A 20,503-nucleotide genomic window follows, 5' to 3' on the forward strand; every position below is an offset into this window, starting at 1 on the left:
CAGGCCCTCGGCCTGGCCCACTTCGAAGGCCGAACCTGGCCAGGCTGGCACCACCACGTCACCCTCGTCTCGGTCGCCCACGCCTTCTGCACCCTTCAGCGACTGAGCCGATCCCCAAAAGAGACGGCGTCGGCCTGAGCCTCTACCGAGTCGTCCGCGAGCTGCAGATACTCCTCGCGACGTGGACCGGCGCCTGCCCGACCTGTCACCGCAACATGCCAGACCCCGCACCAACATGACCAAGCACTACTAGTGGTGTGGGCGAACCTCCCGCCCGCCTTCGTGCACCGGGCCGCCCAGAGGCCATGACCGCGAGCAGGCAGGTGAGGATGAGGACCACGACCGGGAAGACCAGCGTCGGGGCGAGTACGGCCGTGCGTCTCTGCGGGTTCGGTGATGTGTGAGGGCTCAGGAGATCTTTGACGTTCTGTCGTCAGTGCGCCCGATGCGGGCGCTGGCTACAGCTGGTTCCCGCGGGCGTGCTCAGAAACTCGCTCCTGCGCCGACCGCGAAAGCCGACGGATGTCCATGGCCACCGCCTTCGCTTGCGACCAAGCTGTAACAGCCGGTCCCGTCCCGCGAGCGGCGTGCCTCCGGGAACGGCCGCCGCGTCATGTCACGTGGGGCCCGGAGACGAGGTGACCGTTATTGTCATAGGGCCAGGCGTTGGCGGCGCATCCGTGCAGACCCTTGATCTGCTGCATCATCACGGGGGCCAGTTGCCCGGGACCCGCGCAGGTCATGTGTCCGTGTCCCAGGAAGTGCCCCATCTCGTGGTTGATGATCAGCGCCCGGTAGTCATGGATCGGACCGTCGAACGTGGGTGAGCCCTCGATCCAGCGTTTGAGGTTGACCACGACCCCGTCGGGGACCTCGCAGTTGTATTCGCCCTTGGTGTCCTGGTGGATGCCCGCCCAGCACAAGGCGTCCGCCGTTCCTGGTGTTGCGATCTTCACCGTGAGGTCGTGGTGAGCTCCCGAGCCCACCAACTGGAAGGAGTAGGCCTGGTTGCGGGTCCAGCCCCGGGGAGCGGCGAGTATGTCGGCGATCTCGTTCGCCGCTTCGGTCGCCGAGATCTCGAGCCCGGCCTCGACCTCCACCACGTAGCGGAGCAGGCGCGGCCCTTGACCGACCTTTGCGCGACCGGCGTCCGCGGTGACGAATGAGCCGGTGCCCCTCGAAGGGACATCGATCTCGGCACGGGGCTGAGTGGGCGTCGGAGTGGGCGTCGGGGCGGGCGTGGGCGTGACGCGCACCGTGCTCCGCGGGCGCGGTGCACCGTTCGACGCGTCACTTCGTCCACTGTCCAGGAGGTATGGCGCCGAGCCGAGCAGGCCGACGGCCATCAGAGTGCCGATCAGAAGGCTCCGCGACCGGCGGGTCGAAGCGCTGCGGCGGTGGGAGGACCGGCGCGGAGCGACCCGGCGGTGGGAGGACCGGCGCTGGCGGCCACCTCGGTGGGAGGCCGGGGTGCTGCCGGCGGGTGGTGCGGATTCCCGCTCTCGTGCCGAATGCATGGCAGCTCAGACTGGTCGTTTCAGATGATCATCATGAGCTCGAATGATGACGAAATGGTAACGGCGGATTGCTGGGGACTCCCACGGCTCGGGAGGGGGCCGCCGGTACCCCGGCCCGTTGTGATCATTCGGTAACAGCACTCGCGGGGGGCTCCTCCCAGGGCGGGCGCCTCATCCGATCGGCCTACACTGGCGAAGTGTCACGAGTCCTGATTGTCGAAGATGACCCAGATGTTCGTAAGGCCGTCCAGCTGGCGCTACGGCATCAGGGGCATGACGTATTCGCCGCCGGAACCGGTGAAGAGGGATTGGAACAGCTCCGCCTCTTCCAGCCCGACGTCATCGTGCTCGACCTCATGCTGCCCGGCATGTCCGGCCTCGACGTGTGCCGGCGGATAAGGGTTCGCGACCAAGTGCCGATCATCATGGTGACGGCCAGGGGGGACGATATCGACGTGGTCGTGGGGCTGGAGGCCGGCGCGGACGACTACGTGGTCAAGCCCGTGCAGGCCCGGGTGCTCGACGCGCGCATACGGGCCGTGCTCCGCAGACTGGACGCGTCGGTCTCGGACGGCCTCAGGCCCCGGGCGGAGTCGCACGGTGAGCTGGTCATCGACCGGGCGGGGCTCGCGGTGACACACCGTGGCGAACCCGTCGTGCTCGCCCCCTCCGAGCTGAGGCTGCTGCTGGTCCTGTCGGCCTCGCCCGGCCAGGTGTTCAGCCGCCAGCAGCTGCTGGAAGCGGTCTGGGAGCACAGCTACCACGGCGACATACGGCTTGTGGACGCCTGTGTGAAGCGATTGCGCGGCAAGCTCGGTGAAGGCAGGAGCCCCCGGTACGTGCAGACTGCACGCGGCTTCGGTTACCGCTTCGGCGTCTCGTGAACGACCGGAGAACCGTGCCGACAGAAAACGCCCTACGGGGACGCGAGGCCGCCGCAGACGGGCGGGACGCCGGGCCTGGGCGGTTCCCCGGGACGGCCCTGGCCCGAGTCCCGCTTCCGCTGCGGGGGCTGCGCCCCCGTCTGGTGGCGGCCTTCGTCCTGGTGACCATGGCCAGTGCCCTGGGCACCGGAGCACTCGCCTTCCGGGAGGCGCGCACGGGAGTGCTGCAGCAGAGCCAGGATTCCGTCATCAGGCAGTTCCGGGCGAGCGTCAACGCCGCGGCCGTCCACACGTCCGCTACGCCGGACCAGGCGGAGCTGCAGTCGGCGGTGAACCAGGTGCTCGGCGCCAACCGGACACAAGGGTGGCAGGTCATGGCCACGTACGACGGCCTTCGCGCTTACGCGCCGAACGCCGAATTCGACAGGCTCAGCCCCGAACTACGCCGGTCCGTGCAGACCAAGCGCGCCGCAGTGTTCCAGCGGATCAACGCCGACGGGCATCCCTGTCTCGTCGTCGGAATGCCAGTCACGTACACCGCCGGCGAGGGCGAGGAATCCAGGCTCTCGGGGATGGTGATGTATCTGGTGGTGCCACAGAACACCGAAGAGGCCTATGTGCGAGCGATGATCAGCGGCATCGAGCGCGCCACCCTGGTGGCACTGTGCCTCGCCGTCGTCCTGGCGCTGCTGGCGGCGAGCGGTGTGCTCCGTCCCGTGCGGGCGCTGCGCCGGGCGACGCGCCGGATGACCGAGGGGCACCTCGACGTTCGGCTGGCCGTCAACGGTTCCGACGAACTGGCCGACCTCTCACGGTCCTTCAACGAGATGGCGGCCGCCCTGGAGCAGTCGGTCGCGGAGTCGCGCCGCTTGGAGGCCCAGGCGCGCCGATTCGTCGCGGACGTCTCCCATGAACTGCGCACGCCGCTGGCGGCGATGTCGGCGGTCACCGACATGCTGGACGAGAAGACACGGCACCTGGACGAGGAAACCGGTGACGCGCTGCGGTTCATCAGCGAGGGAACCAGTCGGCTCAGCAGGCTGGTGAACGACCTGATGGAGATCTCCCGTTTCGACGCGGGCGCGGTCGAACTCAACCCGGACGAGATCGACTTGGCCGAGTCGGTACAGCGCACCCTCGCCTCTCGCGGGTGGCAGGGCCGGGTGGAGACCCGTTTGCCCCGAAAGGGCGTGCTCAGGACGCGCGTGGATCCGGTCCGGATTGACGTGGTGATGGCCAATCTGGTTGGCAACGCGCTGTGGCACGGGGCGCCGCCGGTACGGCTGACCATGGGCGTGAGGGAGGAGCGAGCAGACGTGGCGTGGGCCGTCATCGAGGTGACGGACAACGGACCGGGGATTGCCGAGGAAGCCATGCCGCACATCTTCGAGCGCTTCTACAAGGCGAGCACATCACGGACCAGAAGTGAGAGCAGCGGGCTGGGCCTGGCCATCACGGCCGAGAACGTGCACCTGCACAGAGGACGCATCCGTGCGGCGAACCTGCCCGGGGGCGGTGCGGTGTTCACGGTCGAGCTCCCCCTGCACCGCGACTCCGCAGCCCTTGACGACGACATCGCCGCGGGTGCCCGGTGAAGGGCTCGCGCGCAGGGGCGCTGCTGGCCGGGCTCACGGCAGCTCTCACCTTGGCGGCGTGCGGAGTTCCCCCGTCCGGCGTCATCGAGGCCGGCGAACCGGCGAGCGGCATCCTCTCTCCCGGTCCGAAGCCCCCGGTGCCCGCCGCCACCGCCCTCTACTTCCTGCACAACGGAGAGCTGAGGCCCTATCTGCGCAAGATCGCCGAGCCCGGGGACTTCGGGGCGGTCGTGCGCCTCCTGTTCGCCGGACCGACCACGAGCGAGGCCGCGACGATCACCACGGAGCTGCCACGCCTGACGGACACACTGGAGGTGGCGATCGGCGACGACGCCCTCTCCGTCCACCTCCCCAAAGATGTTCCTCCCCTCAGCCACCCGGCCATGCTGCAGTTGGCGTGCACGGTGGCGCACATGGCTCCGTCGCTTGCCGTGGCGCCGGCGGACGGGAATCAGGACGGTGCCTCCGCGGCTCCTCCCGACACCGCGCAACGCTCTTCCGCACAGTCGAGCGTCCGTGTGTTCGGGGACGGTTGGACGATCATGCAGTCGGCCGACTCGTGCCCCGAATCCCTCCAGCCGTAAGAGGAGCCCGGGCCGGTCGCATTCACCAGGGAGGGCGGGGCCCCGCCGGGAGGCCCCGCCCTCGGCGATCACGCCCTGCCGTCAGCGTCCTGGCCGTGTAGGCGCGGCGCTGGTGGGCGATCCGCTGCCCGAGCGGATACCAACCGACCCTGCCCCAGTCCTCCGGAGTGACGACCGTGTACGGCACCCGCAGCACACCGTTTCCGGTCTTCTGCAGCCACCGTCTGGCCGCCTCGCTCACACGCCGCCAGTAGGCGTCCTGTGGATCAAGGACCGGCAGTCGCACGAACTGGGCTAGGGATGGGAGCGGGGCGCGGGCCTGCGGGCCCGATTGTGGCTTCACTCCGGGCGCAGAGGGATTCGACGGCAGCCGTAGGGCTGAGTCCGGGGCAGGCCGGTGATGGCTGAATGGTGGGTGTGGTCTGATCAGCAGCGCCGACTTCGCCCGGCTTGTCGGTATGGCGCCGACCGTTTTCTCCAGAGCCCGGCGTCACGTTGCCGAGGCGGTCTGGCTGGAGGAAACCGATGGGCTCGCAGCCCGCTTGCTAGGGCTGGCTGCGCCCCTGCGAGGTCTGCCCGGCGAAGGCTGGCTGTCCAACAGCAATCAGAACTTCGCATTGGCAACTATGCTGCACGGGTTGCGAGGATGTGCGGCGAGCCATGCGAAACCCCCGATCCGTCAAGCGAAACACACGAAATTAGCTTGTCGAAGCCAACACTGACGCTCCCTCGTTCGAGGAGGGAAGGTGCGTTTTGTTGCGGGTGCCAGGAATTGGACATTCACAAACGCTATTTAGACGTTCGGGTGTGAAGATCGCGACATGGCGTCGTGGCGGCCGTAGTTTCGTCACGCTGTTGTCCGCGCTCAAGAGTCAGGAAGTCTCGGGCCGCCTCCAGCGGCGGCACCGTCATGCCGCGGTGAGGCGCTCGGCGAACAGGTCGCCAATATCCCGCCGGCGAACGGATTCATCGCCGGCTGCGGGAGCGCGTCCCTGGCCGAACTGCTGATGCCACCGAAAGGACTTTTGCTCGTATGTCTCTGAAGGCCACGCTCCGCCGAACACCGCTCCTGGCGGTGGCCGGAGCCCTCGTGATCACCGGCTTCACTGCGGGTCCCGTCCCGGCCGCCGTGCCACAGGACGGTGACGGGCTGCGCTCCGTCATTGCCTTCGGTGCCACTGGTGTCTCCGCCCAGAAGGCGAAGACCAGCTACACGCGAACTCGCGGCAGTACCAGCGAGCCGTTCGTGCTCACGGTGATCGACACACGGGGCAAGGTCCGCGGCCAGATGACAGGCACGGCGACCCAGTCGGAGAAGCTGAACTCCAAGTCGCACAACTGGAGCCGCACTTTCAAGATCAAGATCACCAGTGCCTCCGGTGCCGCCAAGGGCGGTGCGAAGATCAGCACGAAGATCTCCTGCGGCAAAAGCTCCCGCCGCTGCCAGCCCTCCAAGGCGGTCAAGGGCACCCTGAAGAAGGGCAAAACCTACACCGCGAGCTGGAAGATCCACTCGCCGGGCAACAAGACCGTCACCCACAAACCGGTCCCCGTCGCCACGATCACCGTTCCCGGCGCCACCCCGGACAACAGCGCACCGGTCACTATGCGAGGTGTGCGCTGCGACAGCGTGAAGTACCTGGGCAAGCCCGGCTGTGTCTACAACTCCTGGCTGCCGAGCTTCACCCTTTCCCGCCAGGACAAGGCGGTCAAGGAAGCTGCAAAGCACGTCTATGACGCCCAGCACAAGGTCAAGGGCAAGCCGGGCCTCTCGAAGCCGCTGCACCGCCTGACCGGAAAGAGCAAGATCGACAAGAACCGCGCGGTCGTCTGCAAGAAGAAGTACACGCGACCCAAGGGCAAATCCTGCGACGAGTACCCCATGGCATCCACCCGCGAGGGCGGCAAGGAAGAGTCCAAGAAGCTGAGCAGCCACCGCATGATCAACGCCAAGCAGAACAGCAAGGCAGGAACCCGGCTCAATCAGTTCTACGGCAACAACCGGATCATGGATGGCGACGGCTTCTTCGTCAAGGTGAAGTAGCCCTGCAGGTCCCGGCATCGGAAGACCGCCACACTGTCACCACTGCCACGTAGGCTCTGCCCGAACCAAGCTGAAGGGTGGCCGCGATGCCCCACGCGTCTCAGACCATGACGCTCTTCGTAGAAAACGGCCGGTTCGAGATCGACCCCACCGAACCGGACGCAGACGAAAGCCCCGACATCCAGCCGCCACTCGGCGAGCCGGTCAACGGGCTCATCGCGGTCACCAACAACGCCGCCGCCATCCACACCGGCATCAAGAAAGGCAACGTCCACCTCGACACCTGCCTCTTCGACACCGAACCCACCCTCGACACCAGCGACTGGGACGAGGTGATCGACACCACCTTCACCTCCACCACCGGCTACGCCCGCATCGGGTCCTACGAGCACGCCATGGACCTCAACGTCGCGCATCAGGGCCCGGGAACCTACCGGCTGCGCCTGCACGCCAGGGGCCGCGACTCCCAGCCCGGGGCCAGCTGGCGCCGCAACTCCAAGCCCACCGCAGAGCACTACCTGTTCCACATCTGGCCCGCCCCGGCCGCCCCTGAGACCGTGCACAAGGCCACCGACACCGTCGGCCACACACTGCGCACCCGACTTGCGACGATGACCGAGCGGGGCGCGAAGTGGTCTCTGGACGACTGGGTCGGCCCCCTCACCTTGAACGTCACCGACGGGACGTTCTCCCTGCAGGACCCAGACGCGCAGACCAGGCCGCAGCCGACCGGCCTCATCTCCACCGAGAAGGACTGGGCCCTGATCTCCACCAAAGCATCGACCGGCACCATCACGGTCACCCTGCACCCCACCGACCGCGACCCAAGACCCGATCCCCTTCCATGGGACGAGACCGCCGAAGCTGTCGTCCGCTCCACCACCGGCCAACTGCTACTGTGCACAGCCGCCGGGCCCACCAAGGACCACGAGGACACCGCCCTGCACGGCTCCCGCCAGTACGGCATCCGCGTCCACGCCCGCCGCACAGCCGACGGCGAGGAGTACCTCGTCCAGACATGGATGCACGGAAAGAAGTAGACAACCATGACTCGACTCTTCGGCCCCTGGCCCGTCCGTGTCGATGAAGGACAGTTCTACATCGCCCCCGACGGCAACTGCACCGAAGTCCCGGAAAAGCGTATGGAACGCGCACTGGACCACGCCTACAAGAACGCAGGCCTGATCGGGTCCTGCAAGGACATCGCGTGCGTACTGGCTGGCATCAACTGCGGAACCATCCTGCTCTCCGTCCTCCAGACCGACGCCGACCCAGGCCCGGACCCCGCATCGTGGGACGAGACCGAGGATACTGACCTCACCTCATCAACCGGCGACTTCCGCTACACCGCCCTCATGGGCAATACCGGCGAAGACCCGCAGGAGCCGTACGAGACCAACCTCGCTTACGCAGGACCAGGCCAGTACCGCCTGCGCCTGCACGCCAGAGGACGGGACATCAACCCCGATGGCGTGCAGGACGACGACGAGCCGATCGCGGAGCACTACCTGCTCCAGGTCTGGCCGCAGCGCACCACGTAGAACTGGAAAAGCACCCAAACGGGCGGAAACCGCAAAAAGGCACCCAGTTTGCCCTTGCCTGTGAAGATCCCACCGGTCCCGGGACTCGTGGGGCAACGTGAACGAATTTCGGATCTCAGGAGCAATCCGGGGTGCCGGCCGATGACACCCGTGCCCCAGTTTGCAGATCGTTCAGTGCCCGGTACCACCCAAGGACCAGGAGTGGGTCGAGAAATGGATGAGTTGGTGCGTAAAGGAGTTCGAGCTTGAGATGGTGAAGTGCGAGACAGCCTTGACCTGCGGAGGTGGATGATCGGGCGTCACTGATGCCCTCGGCGCCGATTCCCTGAGTGCGCGCTTCCCTACCGACCGGATGTCCGGAAGACAGGTCCGCCTTGCTCCTCCTCGTTCCTCTCCAGAGTGCTGATCGCACGGCGGCGCCAACGGGCGATGGCTACAACGGCAATCACCCCGCCCAGCAGGCTGACCAGCGGAACACCCCAGGCCGCGGCCACGAACAGGGTCCCGAGTGACTCCATAACGCCCCCTCTCAGGGCGACAGTACTCGGCAGGGTCGGTGGAGCGTCTTCGGGCTGGCGCAGGCAGCGAAGATGTAACGGTGGACGGCACCCGCGACATCTTCGGCATCTGGGCCGGAGACGGCGGCGAGGGTGCGAAGTACTGGCTGCACGTGTTCACCGAGCTGAAGAACCGCGGCCTGGACGACGTACTGTTGCTGGTCTGCGATGGCCTCAAGGGCCTGCCCGACGCGGTCGAGACCGTCTGGCCTCGCACGATTGTCCAGACCTGCGTGGTCCACCTGCTGCGGAACAGCTTCCGCTACGCGGCCCGCCAGGACCGGCACAAGATCGCCAAGGCACTCAAGCCCGCGGTTTCTGGAGTTTCAGGAGGCATGGGGCCGGAAGTATCCAGCGATCGTGAAGCTGTGGTCGGACGCCTGGGCCGAGTTCGTGCCCTTCCTCTCGTTCGACGTCGAGATCCGCAAGGTCATCTGTAGCACGAACGCGATCGAGGGCGTCAACGCACGGATGCGCAAGGCCGTTCGCGCTCGCGGTCACTTCCCGTCGGAATCCGCTGCCCTCAAATGCGTCTACATGGCACTGATGAGCCTCGACCTGACCGGGAAGGGTCGCAAGAGGTGGACCATGCGCTGGAAGACACCCCTGAACGCCTTCCAGATCGCCTTCGAGGGCTGGCTCACCCCGGCCAACAACTGAACCTCAACAACCAAGGTCAGCCGTTAAATTGACACGGCGTCTATCACCGACGACGGCCAGGAGGGCTACTTTTCGACGGCAGCGCGCGAAGCCCTCGCCTGGGCCTAACCAGTTCCCTCAGCACCACGGAGGCTGCTATCTCGTCGCGCTCACAGCCTTTGCCGCTCCTCCGGCTGCACGGCGTCGCTGTGCGCCCCATGCCGGACGGTGTACGTGGCGCGCTGGTCCAGCGCGACTCCGCGCGGCCCGACGGTCCGCTCGACGTCACGTGGCTCGCTGCCGAAACTCCCAGACTCCCCCTTGGCCGCATTCGTCTGCACTGGGAGCCCGCCTCCCTCGTCGGCTGGGACGTCACCGCTCAGCTGGGCGTGGCCACGACCGCGGTGCACCTCGGCTCCTGGCCCGCCGCCCCGGACGACTGGCCGCTTCTGGTCCGTACGACCGTCCACGAGGCAATCGGCCCGTGCGCCGCTCTCGGGTTCGCGACCAATGCTCTCGACCTCTCGAACCGCCTCGCCGGAGTCTGACCGAGAACCGCACAAGGCCGCCCCAAGCCGATCAGGCGAGGGCGGCCTTGCCGCACTCGCTCGGCAAGCAGCGGTTGCACCTCGCCGCCCTGGACCTGTTGGCGTGGATGCCGATGCTTGCCCTGACCGGCCCCGCCCGGCTGTGAGAGCCCCGCCGCCTGCGGCTGTTCTCTACCGCAGCCCAGCTGGTCACCAGCGGACGGCGCCGCATCCTCCGCCTGGCCCGGCACTGGCCCTGGGCTGACGTGATCACGAGCGCCCTCGACCGGCTGCACACGCTGCCGAACCCCGGCTGACCAGCAGACTCCAGCCCTTGGGAGCAGCACCACCCGACCGGAGCCGTGGAACCCGGCGCCCACCCGACGCGACAGCCTGGCCCCGGTCTACCCGAACACCGAAAACACCCACACCACGACTGAAGAGGGGCCGTCAGCAAACTGACGGCCCCCTCACGAAAGATCAAGGCTAACAACGCGCGAGGCCGCCAGGCTGCGACGTTCGCGTGACCGTCACGTAGTTGCCGTAGACCCATCCCGCGGTGGTGTATTACCAGCGATTGCCGAAATCGTTGAAATACACGCAGAAAATCTCTACTCCGCTGTTGAGAGCGAGGTACCTTGTGACGTGGCACTCTGCGCCTGGACCATCGTGGACTGCTGCGTTGGACTTAGTGACACGGCCCTCCGCGGTGACCACCTCTGCGGCGGTCCAACCACAGGCTTCCAGCGCCAGCTGATGTGACTGCGCTGCCGGCTACTGTCTGCGCCGCCTGAGCCGGCAGGACAAAGAGCCCCATGGCCAAGACAGCACCTGCGGCACTTGTGGATTTCCACCCTGATCGCATGGTTCTGCCTCTCTGGAGGGTTTGAAGTTGTCTGGCCCAGATTTTGCACCCGAATTAAAAGCATTTTGCTACCGGATGCGCGGTTGAGGATGCCGTTCCTGAGGGAGATTTCCCCCCAGCGGGACGCTACGTTGGAGAGCAGCGGCACCAGCCGAGCCGGACTTCCCGAGGGGTGCGCTCGTCGGTGTCACGGCAGCGCCACGAACTCGTCTCCCGCGCCGGCCTTTCCCGCCGGGAGCCTTCCCGGACCGGGGTCAGCCCGCCTCATTCCCGATGATGGAGACCTGCTCCAGGTCGCACCACCCCTGCGGGTAGGACGGAGGGTAGGAGCAGAGCTGGATGGTGATGGTGCCGGTCTCTCGCATGTCGTAGTAGCACCACTTCTCGCCGCCGGAGCTGGAGCACGACCCCGTCCGGCCGTAATCCGTCGACCACCAAACGATGCTGTTGCCGCCCGACGCGCGGTGGTCCACCCAGATGTCGTCTCCGTAGCTCATGAACCCGGCGTCCGCGTACGGGGTGCTGGTCCATGCCGACGCGGACGCCGACCCTGTCAGCCCCAACGCGAGGACGACAGATGCACCCGCCGCCAGCGTGAGTTGTGCGAGCTTCCTCATTCCTGCCCCTCCTGTACTGACGTGTACATGACTATCGCGGCTGCGGCACAAGGCCTGACCGCGCCGACGACACCATCATGAAAGCGCTCTTGCGCCCATCACCGTGACGCGGGTGACCGCAGTGGCGGCGACAGCCAGGCCATGGGCCAGGCGACGGATATTCATGAACTTGGTCTCCAATCGCTCAGGAGCGCATACGCCTGGAATCGGGCTGTCCCGCAATCTCCAGTGGATCGGCGCGCGGCGTCGGCGGTGAGGTGACCGGGCGGTGCCGGTGCACCGCCGGGCTGTCCCGGGCGGCGAGCCGCCTGGTTCTGGACACGTCGGCAACGATGTCCGGCCGACCCTCGGGAAACCTTGCGAGAAACCTTGCGCGGCAGGTCACAGTGGTGCCTTCCGGGTCGGTACCGGCGTGAAGGGGGAGCACGGCATGCTGGAGTTCCGGTTACTGGGCACGCTCGAGGCATGGGCCGGGGAGCGGCCGGTGGCCCTGGGGCATGCGCGGCAGCAGTGTGTTCTCGCGGCCCTACTGGTCGACGTCGGCCGCCCGGTGCCGGCCGACCGGCTGCTCCACCGGGTGTGGGACGACCGCGTGCCCCACCGGGGGCGGGACACGCTCTACGCGTACCTATCCCGCCTGCGCCGCGAGCTGGAGCCACACGGCGTCCGGCTGGTCCGCCGGTCCGGCGGCTACGTGATCGACCTCGGCGAGGCCGCGGTGGACCTGCACCGCTTCCGGGGCCTGTTGGACCGGGCCCAACAGGCGGCTACGGACGAGCAGGCGGAGGCGCTGTGGCGGGAGGCTCTGGGGCTGTGGCGGGGCAGCGCGTTCGCCGGAGTGGACGCCCCGTGGTTCAACGCACAGCGCCAACTCCTCGACGGCGAGCGGTTGGCCGCCCAACTGGATTTGGTCGACGTTCGATTACGTCGGGGGCAGCATGATCGGATGGTGAGCGAGCTGGTGGCCCGAGCCGAGGTACATCCGCTCGACGAGCGGGTGGTCGGGCAGTTGGTCCTCGCTTTGTGTCGGTGCGGGCGGCAGGCCGAGGCGTTGGAGGAGTACGAGCGCGCCCGGCGGCGACTCGCCGACGAGCTGGGGGTCGACCCCGGCGCGGCGTTGCGGCGGCTGTACGAGCGGATCTTGGCCGGGGATCCGGACCTGGCCGCCGCCCGCGTCGACGTGCCGTCCGCCGAGGAGGAAGTGGAAGACGGCAGCAGCGCTGCCCTGAACCCCGTGACGGGCCGGCAGCTTGTTCCCCGGCTGCTGCCGGCGGACCTCTCCCTGTTCGTCGGCCGCGACGCCGAGGTGGACGAGGCCTGCCGGCTCCTGGGCGCGGGCGGGCCGGGGCCGCTCACTCTGCTGGTCACCGGCCCCGCAGGGGTGGGCAAGACTGCCTTCGCCGTACGCACGGGCCACCGGCTCGCCTCCCGTTTCCCGGACGGCCATCTGCATGCGGACCTGCGCGGCTTCGGCGACGAGCCGGCCGATCCGTTCACGGTCCTGGGCGCCTTCCTCCGCGCCCTCGGCGTCCGCGGCGGGACGGTGCCCGCGGAACTGACCGGACGCATCCATCTCTACCGCTCCCTGCTGGCCCAACGGCAGGTGCTCGTCGTCCTGGACAACGCGGCCGGGTCCCAGCAGGTGCGCGACCTGCTGCCGAGCGGCGCGCGGTGTGCCGCCGTCGTCACCAGCCGCACGACGATGGCGGAGCTGGGCTGCCGGCGGCTTCCCCTGGACGTGCTGGATTTCGCGGCCGGGCTCGCCCTGCTGCGCGAGATGCTGGGCCCGGAGCGGACCGACGCGGAGCCCGACTCGGCCCGCTCCATCGTAGAGACCTGCGGTGGCCTTCCGCTCGCGGTGTGGGTGGCTGGCGCGCGACTGGCCGCACGAGCCCACTGGCCCCTGGCCCGCGTGGCCCGCGCCCTCGCCGACGAGGAGCGCAAGCTCGACGAGCTGGCCGTCGGCCACATCGCCGTACGGGCCAGCCTCGAACTCACCTACCAGCAGATGGCCGCGCCGGCCCGGCACGCGCTGCGGATGCTCGCCCTGCTGCCCGGCCCCAACTTCGCCGCCTGGGCGCTGGCCGCGCTGCTGGACGTGGACCTGTCCGAGGCGGAGGCCGTTCTCGATGATCTGGTCGAGGTGCACCTGGTGCAGATCGGATCGATCGGCGCCACCGGAATCCGTTATCAACTGCACGATTTGGTAAAACTGTTCGGCCGGGAGCGCGCGGATCATGACGGCCATCACCAGGACCACGCGGACGCGCTCACCCGGCTGCTCGGGGCCAGCCTCCACCTCGCCGACCTTGCCGCGGACACCCTCAGCGTCGACTTCCAGGGCATCTCGCAGCCAGAACTGGCCTCCTGGCGACTCTCCCTGGCGGACACCGGTCATCTACTCGCCGACCCGCTGGCCTGGTTCACCGACGAGCGTCAGTTCCTCATCGACGTGGCGGAGCAGGCGCTGGACAGGACAAAAGCCGCACCCGCTGCCGGACTGGCCACCGCCCTGACGACCCTGTTCCAGGTCGGCGGCCACTTCGACGACTGGGAGCGGCTGCAGAACCGGGCACTCAAGGCGGCATTGAGCAGCGGCAACCGGCACAGCGCCGCGAAGCTCCACCGCTGCCTCGGCGAACTCACCACTATCCTCGACCGGTATCCGGAGGCGCTGAACCACTTCGAGCAGGCGCTGCTGCTCGCCGAGGGGCAGGGGCCAGCCTACCGGGCGGGGGCGACCGCCGGGCTGGCGTACGTGCACCGCCTCCTCGGCCAGTACTCCTCGGCCGTGTTCCACTTCGAGAAGGCCGCCGAGCTGGCCCGGCAGGCGGGCAACGTCAACTGTCGCGTCTACGCCACCAACGGCCTCGGCGTCATCGACCTCGAGCAAGGCCGCGTCGAGGCCGCCGTGGAGCGGTTCACGGAGTGCCTGCAGGCCAGCCGGGCCGCGGGCTACCGGCCCGGGGAAGCCCAGGCCCTGCGCTGTCTGGGCCAGAGCCACCGCGCGCTCGGCGCCTACCCGGCCGCCGCCGACGCCTACCGGCAGGCGGTCGCGATCAGTGCGGACCTCGGCGACCGCCTCACCGTCACTCACGCCGCCTGCTGGCTCGGGGACGTCCTGGTCCGCCAGGGCGAGCATCACACAGGGCGCCGTCTGCTCGCGCAGAGTCTCTGGACGTACCGGGAGTTCGGCAACCTCTGGGGCGAGGCGGCCACGCTGTACGCCCTCGCGGAGGCACAACTCGCGGCCGGCCGCCCGGCGCTCGCCCGCAGACGCGCCGAGGCCGCGGTCAGGCTCTGGCGACAGATCGGCTCCCACACCTGGCTCGCCGTCGCCCTCGACACCCTGGCCACCGCGCACACCCAGGCCGGCGACCACCCGGCCGCGACCCGGACCCGCGACGAGGCCGCGGAACTGCGGAGGGCCTGAGCACTGTGAGTGCCGATAACTGCATCCGCGCAGTTCAAGCGGCATGGTGATACTCGTGCAGGATGCCGCCGAGTCGATCACGTCTGCGGATGTTGAGGCGGTCGAGTCGGTCCGGTTCGGTGATCGGTTCGGGCAGTGAGTGCAGGGGTGCGGCGGCCTGGAGGGCGCGGTGGGGCCGGTGCTCGTTGTAGAAACTCTCGTATTCGCGGAGCGCGTGCAGGAGGTGGGCCTGGTTGAGGACCAGGGTCCGGTCGAGGGGTTCGGCCCTGCAGGACCGAACCCAGCGCTCCGTGATCGCGTTCATGCGCGGCACGCGGATACCGGTCTTGACGATGGCGATGCCCTTCGTTTTCAAAGACGTTGTCGAACGCCCGGGTGTACCTGCTGTCGCGGTCCCGGATCAGGTACTTCATCGTGACCGCGGCGTCCTTCAGGTCCATGACCAGGTTCCTCGCCGATTGCGTGGTCCAGTCCGAGGTGGGGTGGGCGGTCGCGCCCAGGATGTGGACACGGCGGGTGGCGTGCTCGATGACGGCGAAGGCGTACAGTCGCGCCCCGGGCAGGGTGCGGGTTTCGAGGAAGTCGGCGGCGAGTACGTCAACCCGCTGCGGAACATGAAGCGACTATTTGCTCCACGCTGAGGACGGGTTCGCTATGTTCCTGTCCCGTGGACGACGCACACGACACGGCAAGAGTGGCCAAGGCGCTGCCCGCGCCACGGTTCAAGGTCGACAACGCAGGGTGGGTTTCACTGCAGGGTACAGCGGAGTGGTGGCGAAGCCAGATCAATTCTGATGACTGGCCCGCCATTGCGGAGCAGATGGCGCGGGAGGGCGAAGCTGCCATGCAGCCTGGCCGCTGCCGTGCCATCGGAGCGACCACGGGCAGGCCGTGCCGGGTCGACACACGTTCTGAGCCTTGCCCGCATCATGGCCCCGGCAATGACAAGAACCGCTGCGGAGCACCTACAGCTGGCAACACGTTGTGCCGGTGGAACCTCGTCGTGAACGGACCGTGCCGGAACCACCCCGACACGTACGAGCGAATCCTTGAAGAGAAGAGAGCGCAGGAGGCAGAGCTTCGGAGGTGCCAGGAGGCGAAGGAGGCTGAACGCACGCGGCGCGTCGAGGAGCGCATGCGAGCAGCGGAGCAGTTGCCGTGTTCATACTGCGCCGCCGAACCAGGATCCGCGTGCATCATCCCAGGCACAGGGATGGCAGCCGCGAAAACTCACAGCCCTCGCTTCAAGCTTCTCGACCACACCCAAGCCGCAGCGATTCCGTGCCAATCGTGTGGGGCGTCGGCAGGTGATCTGTGCCGTACGTCGGCCGGGAAGCAGGCTGTTGAAGCCCACATGCCGCGACGCTGGGCCGACTGACGCTGGTCGGCCACCGCCGCGAGAACGCACGAACTGCCGTCGCCCCCGTTGAATAGAAATGATGACATCATGACGAAGCCGAGACTCACCTTCGATGAGCACGATCAGCTCGGCGGGCGGCTCGCAGAGATCCGGTCAGCTGTCGAACGCCTACCCGAGGTCTGGACGCGAATCGGTGCCGGCCAAGAAGCTCGCGGAAGCCCGCCAGGTCCTCGGCGAGGCGCTCCATAGCCTTGAGGACCGCCTGTACGAGGAGCACCCCCGGCAGGCTTCGACGGACGTGTACTCCCTAGGCCGCCGGTAGGGTCGGCCCAAGCGGACTGATGCGCCGTACCGTACTGGTCTGGGGCGCAGTCATGTCCCCGGCCACCACCGTGCGTGGTGGCCGACCAGGGCGAGGCCGCTACGCTGAGTCGCAGGACAGCGGGACGGAAGGAGCCACCAGATGACGAGTGCGCCCGACTACGGCCACGGCATCGACTCCGAGCGCGCCCTTAAGTACGCCGTTCAGCACATCCGCGGGGACCGCGTCCAGATCATCGAGGGGATCATCGAGCCCGTGTCACCGACCTGGGACCACGAACGGGCTGCCCGAGTAGTACGCCGGCAGCTCGAGGACCGCGTCGACGAACTCGGCTGCGTCGAAGGGTCCGGGAACCTGGACCTGCCCGGGTCGTCGAACTGGTATGTCCCCGACATCGCCGTCGTCCCCGAAGACCTCGCGAAGGGCGGCGGGGCGCTCCTCCCCGACCAGACACTCCTCGTCGTGGAAGTGACGTCGGAGTCGAACGCGGAAACCGACCGGATCGTGAAGCGCCGCCGATACGCCGAGTACCGCGCCCCGCTCTACCTCCTCGTCGACCGGATTGAAGGCAGCATCACCCTGTTCTCCGAGCCCGGGCACCTGGGCTACACCCGGGTCGACGGCCCCCACCCCTTCGGGGCCGTGCTGCGTCTCCCGGACCCGTTCAACCTGGACCTGGACACCAGCGGCCTGTCACCCGCCTGAGCGCAGCGGATGATACGAGGCCGTCTCCACGGTCGCATCGTCGATCCACTTCGCGGGGAGACTTAACGCGGCCAGCATCTCCAGCGTCTCGCTCTCCGTCAGCTCGTCCCCCTGCTCGTGAGCGAGCGGGTTGCGGATTGCCGCGTACACGCCGCGGGCGAACGCGGCCGCACCCTCGTGCCGGCTCCTCCACGTGTCGCTCCCGTCATCGGGGCCAAGACGAAGCCGCGGTTTCCCTGCCTAGGGCGACTTGATACTGAACGCGTCACCAAGGAGTTTCCACTCCGACAGATCGCGGCGGCCGAGCTTGGCCTGCGACTGGGCGTTCACGGCCACCGCAGCCATTCCGACCGCCTGCCGGTAGTGCCCACTCCCCCATAGGCCCTGGACACTGCCCCACACCCACGGATGCATCGTCGACTCGTCCAGCTGGGGCGCACCGGAGCCGAGGTTGTCGGCGAGTTCCTGCTCAGCCTCCAACTGGGCAATGGCGCGGGTCGCTGCTTCCCTCTCCCGCCAGAACGGGGTTGCCCGCTTTGGCCAAGAGGCAGTTCTCCAGCCTCGCAACGCCTTGTCGAGGATGTGTTCGGCAATTTGAGCTGCTGCCTGAACCTCTTGCAGCGGGTGGTGCAGGGTCCAACCCCCAGCCCCGTTGTGGCTGACTCCAGCCGTCGCCAAGAAGCTCCTGAGTTTGCCTATCGCCCATTCGCGGTTCATCTGCGTTATGGGGAGATGATCCCTGCCGGGTGTGACAACGGGGAGCGGTTTGGGGGTTCCTGATCGGCCGCTGTCATACACAACAGCCGGGCCCTGTACGCCCCGTGTGGCGCCGCACGGCCACCCCGGCACCCCAGACCCCGGCGTACCGGCTGGATCGCGCCCTACCCGCCCGGACCGCCCGCCCGGACCCTGTGAAGCATGGGGGACACCGAGAACACCGCAGACCGTCCGGACCGCCCCGACAACATGCTGCAGGCCGCCCTCGAAGGCGCGACCGCCCCACCACCACCCGAACCGCCGGACTGCCCGCACTGCGCACTGTCCCAGGACCGCTACCGCACCCTCTACGACGGGCACTGGGTACTTCTCGAGCCCAGGATCCTCGTCCCCGCGCACACCGTTCCTCCGCGCCGGCGGTGGGTCTTCACCTCCGACGGGGCCGCGATGAACCTGTGGGACGCCGAACCGCTTCCCGGAACCCGGTGCCGGATCGCGCACCGCATGGTCTGCCCCTACCTTCCGCGCGAAGACCCCTGGCCCTGGACCACCGCGCTCCGGCAGGAGAACGAACGCCGAGCACAGTGCCTGTTCAACCCCCCCGACGACTGGGCCCTCCCCGACGCCGGCTGACAGCGGCCACCCGGTACGGTATCCACCGGCTGGGCTTGCATCACCACCGGTGATCAGCTTTTCAACCCAGCCCCCTGTACCCCGGATCAGCGCTCTGGCCCGGGGTACAGCCGTGCCTCCACCAGCAACGCCGCCCGGCCCGGCACTCTGAGCCCATGACCGACGTCTTCGACCACGCACCTCAGGTATGGAACGCCGCACAACTCCGCGACGCACTCAAAGACCTGCCCGACGACACCCCCATCCACATCGGTGTCGCCGAAGACCCCGGCGACTTCGGCGGGTACCGCGAATCCGTCCTCGTCGATGCCCACCACGTCGAGAACTGGTGGCCGGCCAACGGCACCACACCCGAACGGGCCGAGAAGGAGAAGGCGCTCACCCTGTTCGCCGACTGGACGCCCGGAGAGTACGACCTCCTCGACTGAACCTGCTGCGTTCTCCCACGGCCTGTCAGTGGCCGCTGTAAGACTGGCCGGACACGTCCCGCACCAAGGAGAGCGCAGTGGGCCACTTCGAAACCATCCCCCTGGACCGTGCCGCAGCCGAGAACGTCCATTACGCCAACGACAACCGCATCAGGGCCCTCGCCCAAGCCCGATGGCGGATGAAGACCGGCGGTAGCAGGGAAGCATGGCTCGCCCTCGGTAAGGACCACCCCGGCAACCTGATCCCCGAAGCCCGGGATTGGGTACGAGCCGCAGTCGCCGGCGGCATTCTCGAACCGCCCACACAAGACCCGGCCGTCGAGGAGATGTACGAAGAGATGAAGGCTCGCAGGGAGGTGCGGTGACGAACGACCGCGAACCACAGAAGATCGCGAGCAGTCTCGCGGACGAGGCTGAGAACCTGATCTATGCCACCCGCTGGCCCGAAGCGTTCTACGGCCAGGACGAGAACGGCACGTTCATCAACGCCGCGCCGGCCAACGTGAGCGACACCGTGAACGGGCTCACCACGCTGCTCGACAGGCTCCCCCAGGTCCTGGAACAAACATCCCGGGCACTGCAGCACCTTGAGGAGCAGCAGGCGATCCGTATGGCGAACGGCACCCATACAGGCGACGAAGTGTCCGTTGTCCTGCGGGCCCTGCTCAACGCTCAGCAGGCCATCCAGGTCGCTCACAGCCATATGCGGGAAGCTGCGGACCCGCTGACGAACATGGGCGGACACTTCGACGGCGACAAGCTCGAGGACGCCGACACCACCATGTAGCCGCAGTGCGCCCCGTTCCTCGCCCCTGGCCGATGGTTGGGGGCGTTGCTATGCCTGGGCGCGGTCAGAGGGTGATGACGGCCCAGATGCGGCGCCCGTCGGGCCCGGTGTCGGTCCCGCACCCAGTGACGGCCCGGTGTGCGGTGATCCGGTGCAGGACGTCCCCGCCCGCGTCGTCGAGCCCGGTGGTCAGGGCGGTGTGGTGGGAGAGGGCGAGGATGCACGCCTGCCCGTCCTGATCCGACAGATGCACCGACACTTTCGTCCCGCCGTCGGCAACCGCCGCCTCGACGAGGAGCGTCGTCACCGCCTCCACCGCGGTGACCGTGTCCGGGGCCGGCCGGTACCGCCACTTCCCCAGCTGCTCCACCACCGCGGTCCGGGCCTTCCCAGCCGCCCACGGCGCTGAGTCCAGGGACCAGTTCGCCCCGCGCCGGTTCACCATGCCCACCCCGCGCCGCGCAGTCGGCATCACCTGGCTGGTCGGGGGCTTCGGGGCCGGCGGGTCCTGTGGGTTCGGCCGGGGAGGGTTCGGCGGCTTCTTCGGCGGCGGCGGGGTCCTCGGCGGGTACGACGGCGGCGTCGGGCCGGCTTCCACGGGGTGCGACACGGGGGCCTCCCAGGGGTGCGGGGCGGGATGGGGCCGTCGGTTCAGCGTAGGCGGGTTGCGGGCGGCGGGGGCCGGTTCGGACGGATGAGGCCCGGTGGGGTGGGAGTTGGGACGGCGAATCCAGCCCGCCAATCCCTA

General features: G+C 68.1%; 19 protein-coding genes and 4 pseudogenes. 18 read left to right on the forward strand and 5 right to left on the reverse strand.

The features are described 5' to 3' along the window. Positions 1-138: pseudogene (locus tag ACWCPY_RS25380) on the forward strand (IS701 family transposase); the annotation flags it as partial. Between the two features lie 473 nt (positions 139-611). Here the strand turns inward: ACWCPY_RS25380 and ACWCPY_RS25385 are convergent. Further along, positions 612-1,256, reverse strand: coding sequence for a DUF3152 domain-containing protein (locus tag ACWCPY_RS25385; RefSeq protein WP_451268555.1), 645 nt, complete (start codon positions 1,254-1,256; stop codon positions 612-614). Between the two features lie 458 nt (positions 1,257-1,714). On the opposite strand from ACWCPY_RS25385, the gene ACWCPY_RS25390 reads away from it, so the two are divergent. The 9 genes and pseudogenes from ACWCPY_RS25390 to ACWCPY_RS25430 form a co-directional block, all read left to right on the forward strand. Continuing rightward, entirely contained in the window at positions 1,715-2,401 is a 687-nt protein-coding gene (locus ACWCPY_RS25390; protein WP_451268557.1) for a response regulator, read from the forward strand. Positions 2,402-2,568: 167 nt separating this feature from the next. After that, positions 2,569-3,996, forward strand: a complete 1,428-nt coding sequence (locus tag ACWCPY_RS25395; protein ID WP_451268814.1) for a sensor histidine kinase — start codon at positions 2,569-2,571, stop codon at positions 3,994-3,996. Further along, a complete protein-coding gene (locus tag ACWCPY_RS25400) occupies positions 3,993-4,580 on the forward strand; it encodes a hypothetical protein (protein ID WP_451268559.1) in 588 nt (195 codons plus the stop codon). Before ACWCPY_RS25395 ends, ACWCPY_RS25400 begins: the two co-directional genes overlap by 4 nt. Before the next feature lie 1,033 nt (positions 4,581-5,613). Continuing rightward, positions 5,614-6,624, forward strand: coding sequence for a NucA/NucB deoxyribonuclease domain-containing protein (locus ACWCPY_RS25405; RefSeq protein ID WP_451268561.1), 1,011 nt, complete (start codon positions 5,614-5,616; stop codon positions 6,622-6,624). Positions 6,625-6,710: 86 nt separating this feature from the next. Next, positions 6,711-7,664, forward strand: coding sequence for a hypothetical protein (locus tag ACWCPY_RS25410; RefSeq protein ID WP_451268563.1), 954 nt, complete (start codon positions 6,711-6,713; stop codon positions 7,662-7,664). A 6-nt stretch (positions 7,665-7,670) separates the two neighbouring features. Continuing rightward, entirely contained in the window at positions 7,671-8,165 is a 495-nt protein-coding gene (locus ACWCPY_RS25415) for a hypothetical protein (RefSeq protein WP_451268565.1), read from the forward strand. A gap of 592 nt (positions 8,166-8,757) precedes the next feature. Then, a pseudogene (locus tag ACWCPY_RS25420) lies at positions 8,758-9,382 on the forward strand (IS256 family transposase); the annotation flags it as partial. 197 nt (positions 9,383-9,579) lie between these two features. Continuing rightward, the gene (locus ACWCPY_RS25425; RefSeq protein WP_451268567.1) at positions 9,580-9,909 is read left to right on the forward strand and encodes an esterase; all 330 of its coding nucleotides are present in this window, start codon (positions 9,580-9,582) and stop codon (positions 9,907-9,909) included. A gap of 83 nt (positions 9,910-9,992) precedes the next feature. After that, positions 9,993-10,205: pseudogene (locus ACWCPY_RS25430) on the forward strand (transposase); the annotation flags it as partial. A gap of 802 nt (positions 10,206-11,007) precedes the next feature. Here the strand turns inward: ACWCPY_RS25430 and ACWCPY_RS25435 are convergent. Further along, positions 11,008-11,370 (reverse strand): hypothetical protein, encoded by a 363-nt coding sequence (locus ACWCPY_RS25435; protein ID WP_451268569.1) that lies wholly within the window; start codon positions 11,368-11,370, stop codon positions 11,008-11,010. Between the two features lie 430 nt (positions 11,371-11,800). Here ACWCPY_RS25435 and ACWCPY_RS25440 point away from each other — a divergent pair, with 430 nt between their 5' ends. Further along, positions 11,801-14,803 carry an AfsR/SARP family transcriptional regulator gene (locus ACWCPY_RS25440; protein WP_451268571.1) on the forward strand — a complete coding sequence of 1,001 codons (3,003 nt, stop codon included), beginning with the start codon at positions 11,801-11,803 and terminating at the stop codon, positions 14,801-14,803. 34 nt (positions 14,804-14,837) lie between these two features. Here ACWCPY_RS25440 and ACWCPY_RS25445 read toward each other — a convergent pair whose 3' ends face one another. Next, entirely contained in the window at positions 14,838-15,158 is a 321-nt protein-coding gene (locus tag ACWCPY_RS25445; protein ID WP_451268573.1) for an integrase core domain-containing protein, read from the reverse strand. Positions 15,159-15,647: 489 nt separating this feature from the next. Between ACWCPY_RS25445 and ACWCPY_RS25450 the strand changes: the two genes are divergently transcribed. The 3 genes from ACWCPY_RS25450 (at position 15,648) to ACWCPY_RS25460 (ending at position 17,190) form a co-directional block, all read left to right on the forward strand. Next, complete coding sequence (locus tag ACWCPY_RS25450; RefSeq protein WP_451268816.1) at positions 15,648-16,181, forward strand: zinc finger domain-containing protein; 534 nt, start codon at positions 15,648-15,650, stop codon at positions 16,179-16,181. Between the two features lie 94 nt (positions 16,182-16,275). Beyond that, on the forward strand, positions 16,276-16,485 hold the full coding sequence (locus ACWCPY_RS25455) for a hypothetical protein (protein WP_451268575.1): 210 nt from the start codon (positions 16,276-16,278) through the stop codon (positions 16,483-16,485). A 141-nt stretch (positions 16,486-16,626) separates the two neighbouring features. Further along, on the forward strand, positions 16,627-17,190 hold the full coding sequence (locus tag ACWCPY_RS25460; RefSeq protein WP_451268577.1) for a Uma2 family endonuclease: 564 nt from the start codon (positions 16,627-16,629) through the stop codon (positions 17,188-17,190). On the opposite strand, the pseudogene ACWCPY_RS25465 reads toward ACWCPY_RS25460, so the two are convergent. After that, positions 17,179-17,907 (reverse strand): annotated as a pseudogene (locus ACWCPY_RS25465) (TIGR02391 family protein). The gene ACWCPY_RS25460 and the pseudogene ACWCPY_RS25465 sit on opposite strands and share 12 nt — an antisense overlap. A 201-nt stretch (positions 17,908-18,108) precedes the next feature. Between ACWCPY_RS25465 and ACWCPY_RS25470 the strand changes: the two are divergent. From ACWCPY_RS25470 to ACWCPY_RS25485, 4 genes are all read left to right on the forward strand, one after another. Beyond that, positions 18,109-18,540, forward strand: a complete 432-nt coding sequence (locus ACWCPY_RS25470; protein ID WP_451268579.1) for a DUF6083 domain-containing protein — start codon at positions 18,109-18,111, stop codon at positions 18,538-18,540. A gap of 155 nt (positions 18,541-18,695) precedes the next feature. Further along, positions 18,696-18,968 carry a DUF6225 family protein gene (locus ACWCPY_RS25475; protein ID WP_451268581.1) on the forward strand — a complete coding sequence of 91 codons (273 nt, stop codon included), beginning with the start codon at positions 18,696-18,698 and terminating at the stop codon, positions 18,966-18,968. A 77-nt stretch (positions 18,969-19,045) separates the two neighbouring features. Further along, on the forward strand, positions 19,046-19,333 hold the full coding sequence (locus ACWCPY_RS25480; protein WP_451268583.1) for a hypothetical protein: 288 nt from the start codon (positions 19,046-19,048) through the stop codon (positions 19,331-19,333). Then, entirely contained in the window at positions 19,330-19,755 is a 426-nt protein-coding gene (locus tag ACWCPY_RS25485; RefSeq protein WP_451268585.1) for a hypothetical protein, read from the forward strand. Before ACWCPY_RS25480 ends, ACWCPY_RS25485 begins: the two co-directional genes overlap by 4 nt. A gap of 64 nt (positions 19,756-19,819) precedes the next feature. Here the strand turns inward: ACWCPY_RS25485 and ACWCPY_RS25490 are convergent, their stop codons facing one another. Further along, entirely contained in the window at positions 19,820-20,227 is a 408-nt protein-coding gene (locus tag ACWCPY_RS25490; protein WP_451268587.1) for a hypothetical protein, read from the reverse strand. Positions 20,228-20,503 lie beyond the last annotated feature (276 nt).

It is taken from the genome of Streptomyces sp. NPDC002403, from assembly GCF_053593015.1.

Coding starts and splice junctions, on each gene's coding strand:
- ACWCPY_RS25395 (WP_451268814.1), top strand. CDS start 2,569: ATGGCCAGTGCCCTGGGCACCGGAGCACTCGCCTTCCGGGAGGCGCGC.
- ACWCPY_RS25405 (WP_451268561.1), top strand. CDS start 5,614: ATGTCTCTGAAGGCCACGCTCCGCCGAACACCGCTCCTGGCGGTGGCC.
- ACWCPY_RS25410 (WP_451268563.1), top strand. CDS start 6,711: ATGCCCCACGCGTCTCAGACCATGACGCTCTTCGTAGAAAACGGCCGG.
- ACWCPY_RS25415 (WP_451268565.1), top strand. CDS start 7,671: ATGACTCGACTCTTCGGCCCCTGGCCCGTCCGTGTCGATGAAGGACAG.
- ACWCPY_RS25425 (WP_451268567.1), top strand. CDS start 9,580: ATGCCGGACGGTGTACGTGGCGCGCTGGTCCAGCGCGACTCCGCGCGG.
- ACWCPY_RS25435 (WP_451268569.1), bottom strand. CDS start 11,370: ATGAGGAAGCTCGCACAACTCACGCTGGCGGCGGGTGCATCTGTCGTC.
- ACWCPY_RS25440 (WP_451268571.1), top strand. CDS start 11,801: ATGCTGGAGTTCCGGTTACTGGGCACGCTCGAGGCATGGGCCGGGGAG.
- ACWCPY_RS25450 (WP_451268816.1), top strand. CDS start 15,648: ATGCAGCCTGGCCGCTGCCGTGCCATCGGAGCGACCACGGGCAGGCCG.
- ACWCPY_RS25455 (WP_451268575.1), top strand. CDS start 16,276: ATGAGCACGATCAGCTCGGCGGGCGGCTCGCAGAGATCCGGTCAGCTG.
- ACWCPY_RS25460 (WP_451268577.1), top strand. CDS start 16,627: ATGACGAGTGCGCCCGACTACGGCCACGGCATCGACTCCGAGCGCGCC.
- ACWCPY_RS25470 (WP_451268579.1), top strand. CDS start 18,109: ATGGGGGACACCGAGAACACCGCAGACCGTCCGGACCGCCCCGACAAC.
- ACWCPY_RS25475 (WP_451268581.1), top strand. CDS start 18,696: ATGACCGACGTCTTCGACCACGCACCTCAGGTATGGAACGCCGCACAA.
- ACWCPY_RS25490 (WP_451268587.1), bottom strand. CDS start 20,227: ATGCCGACTGCGCGGCGCGGGGTGGGCATGGTGAACCGGCGCGGGGCG.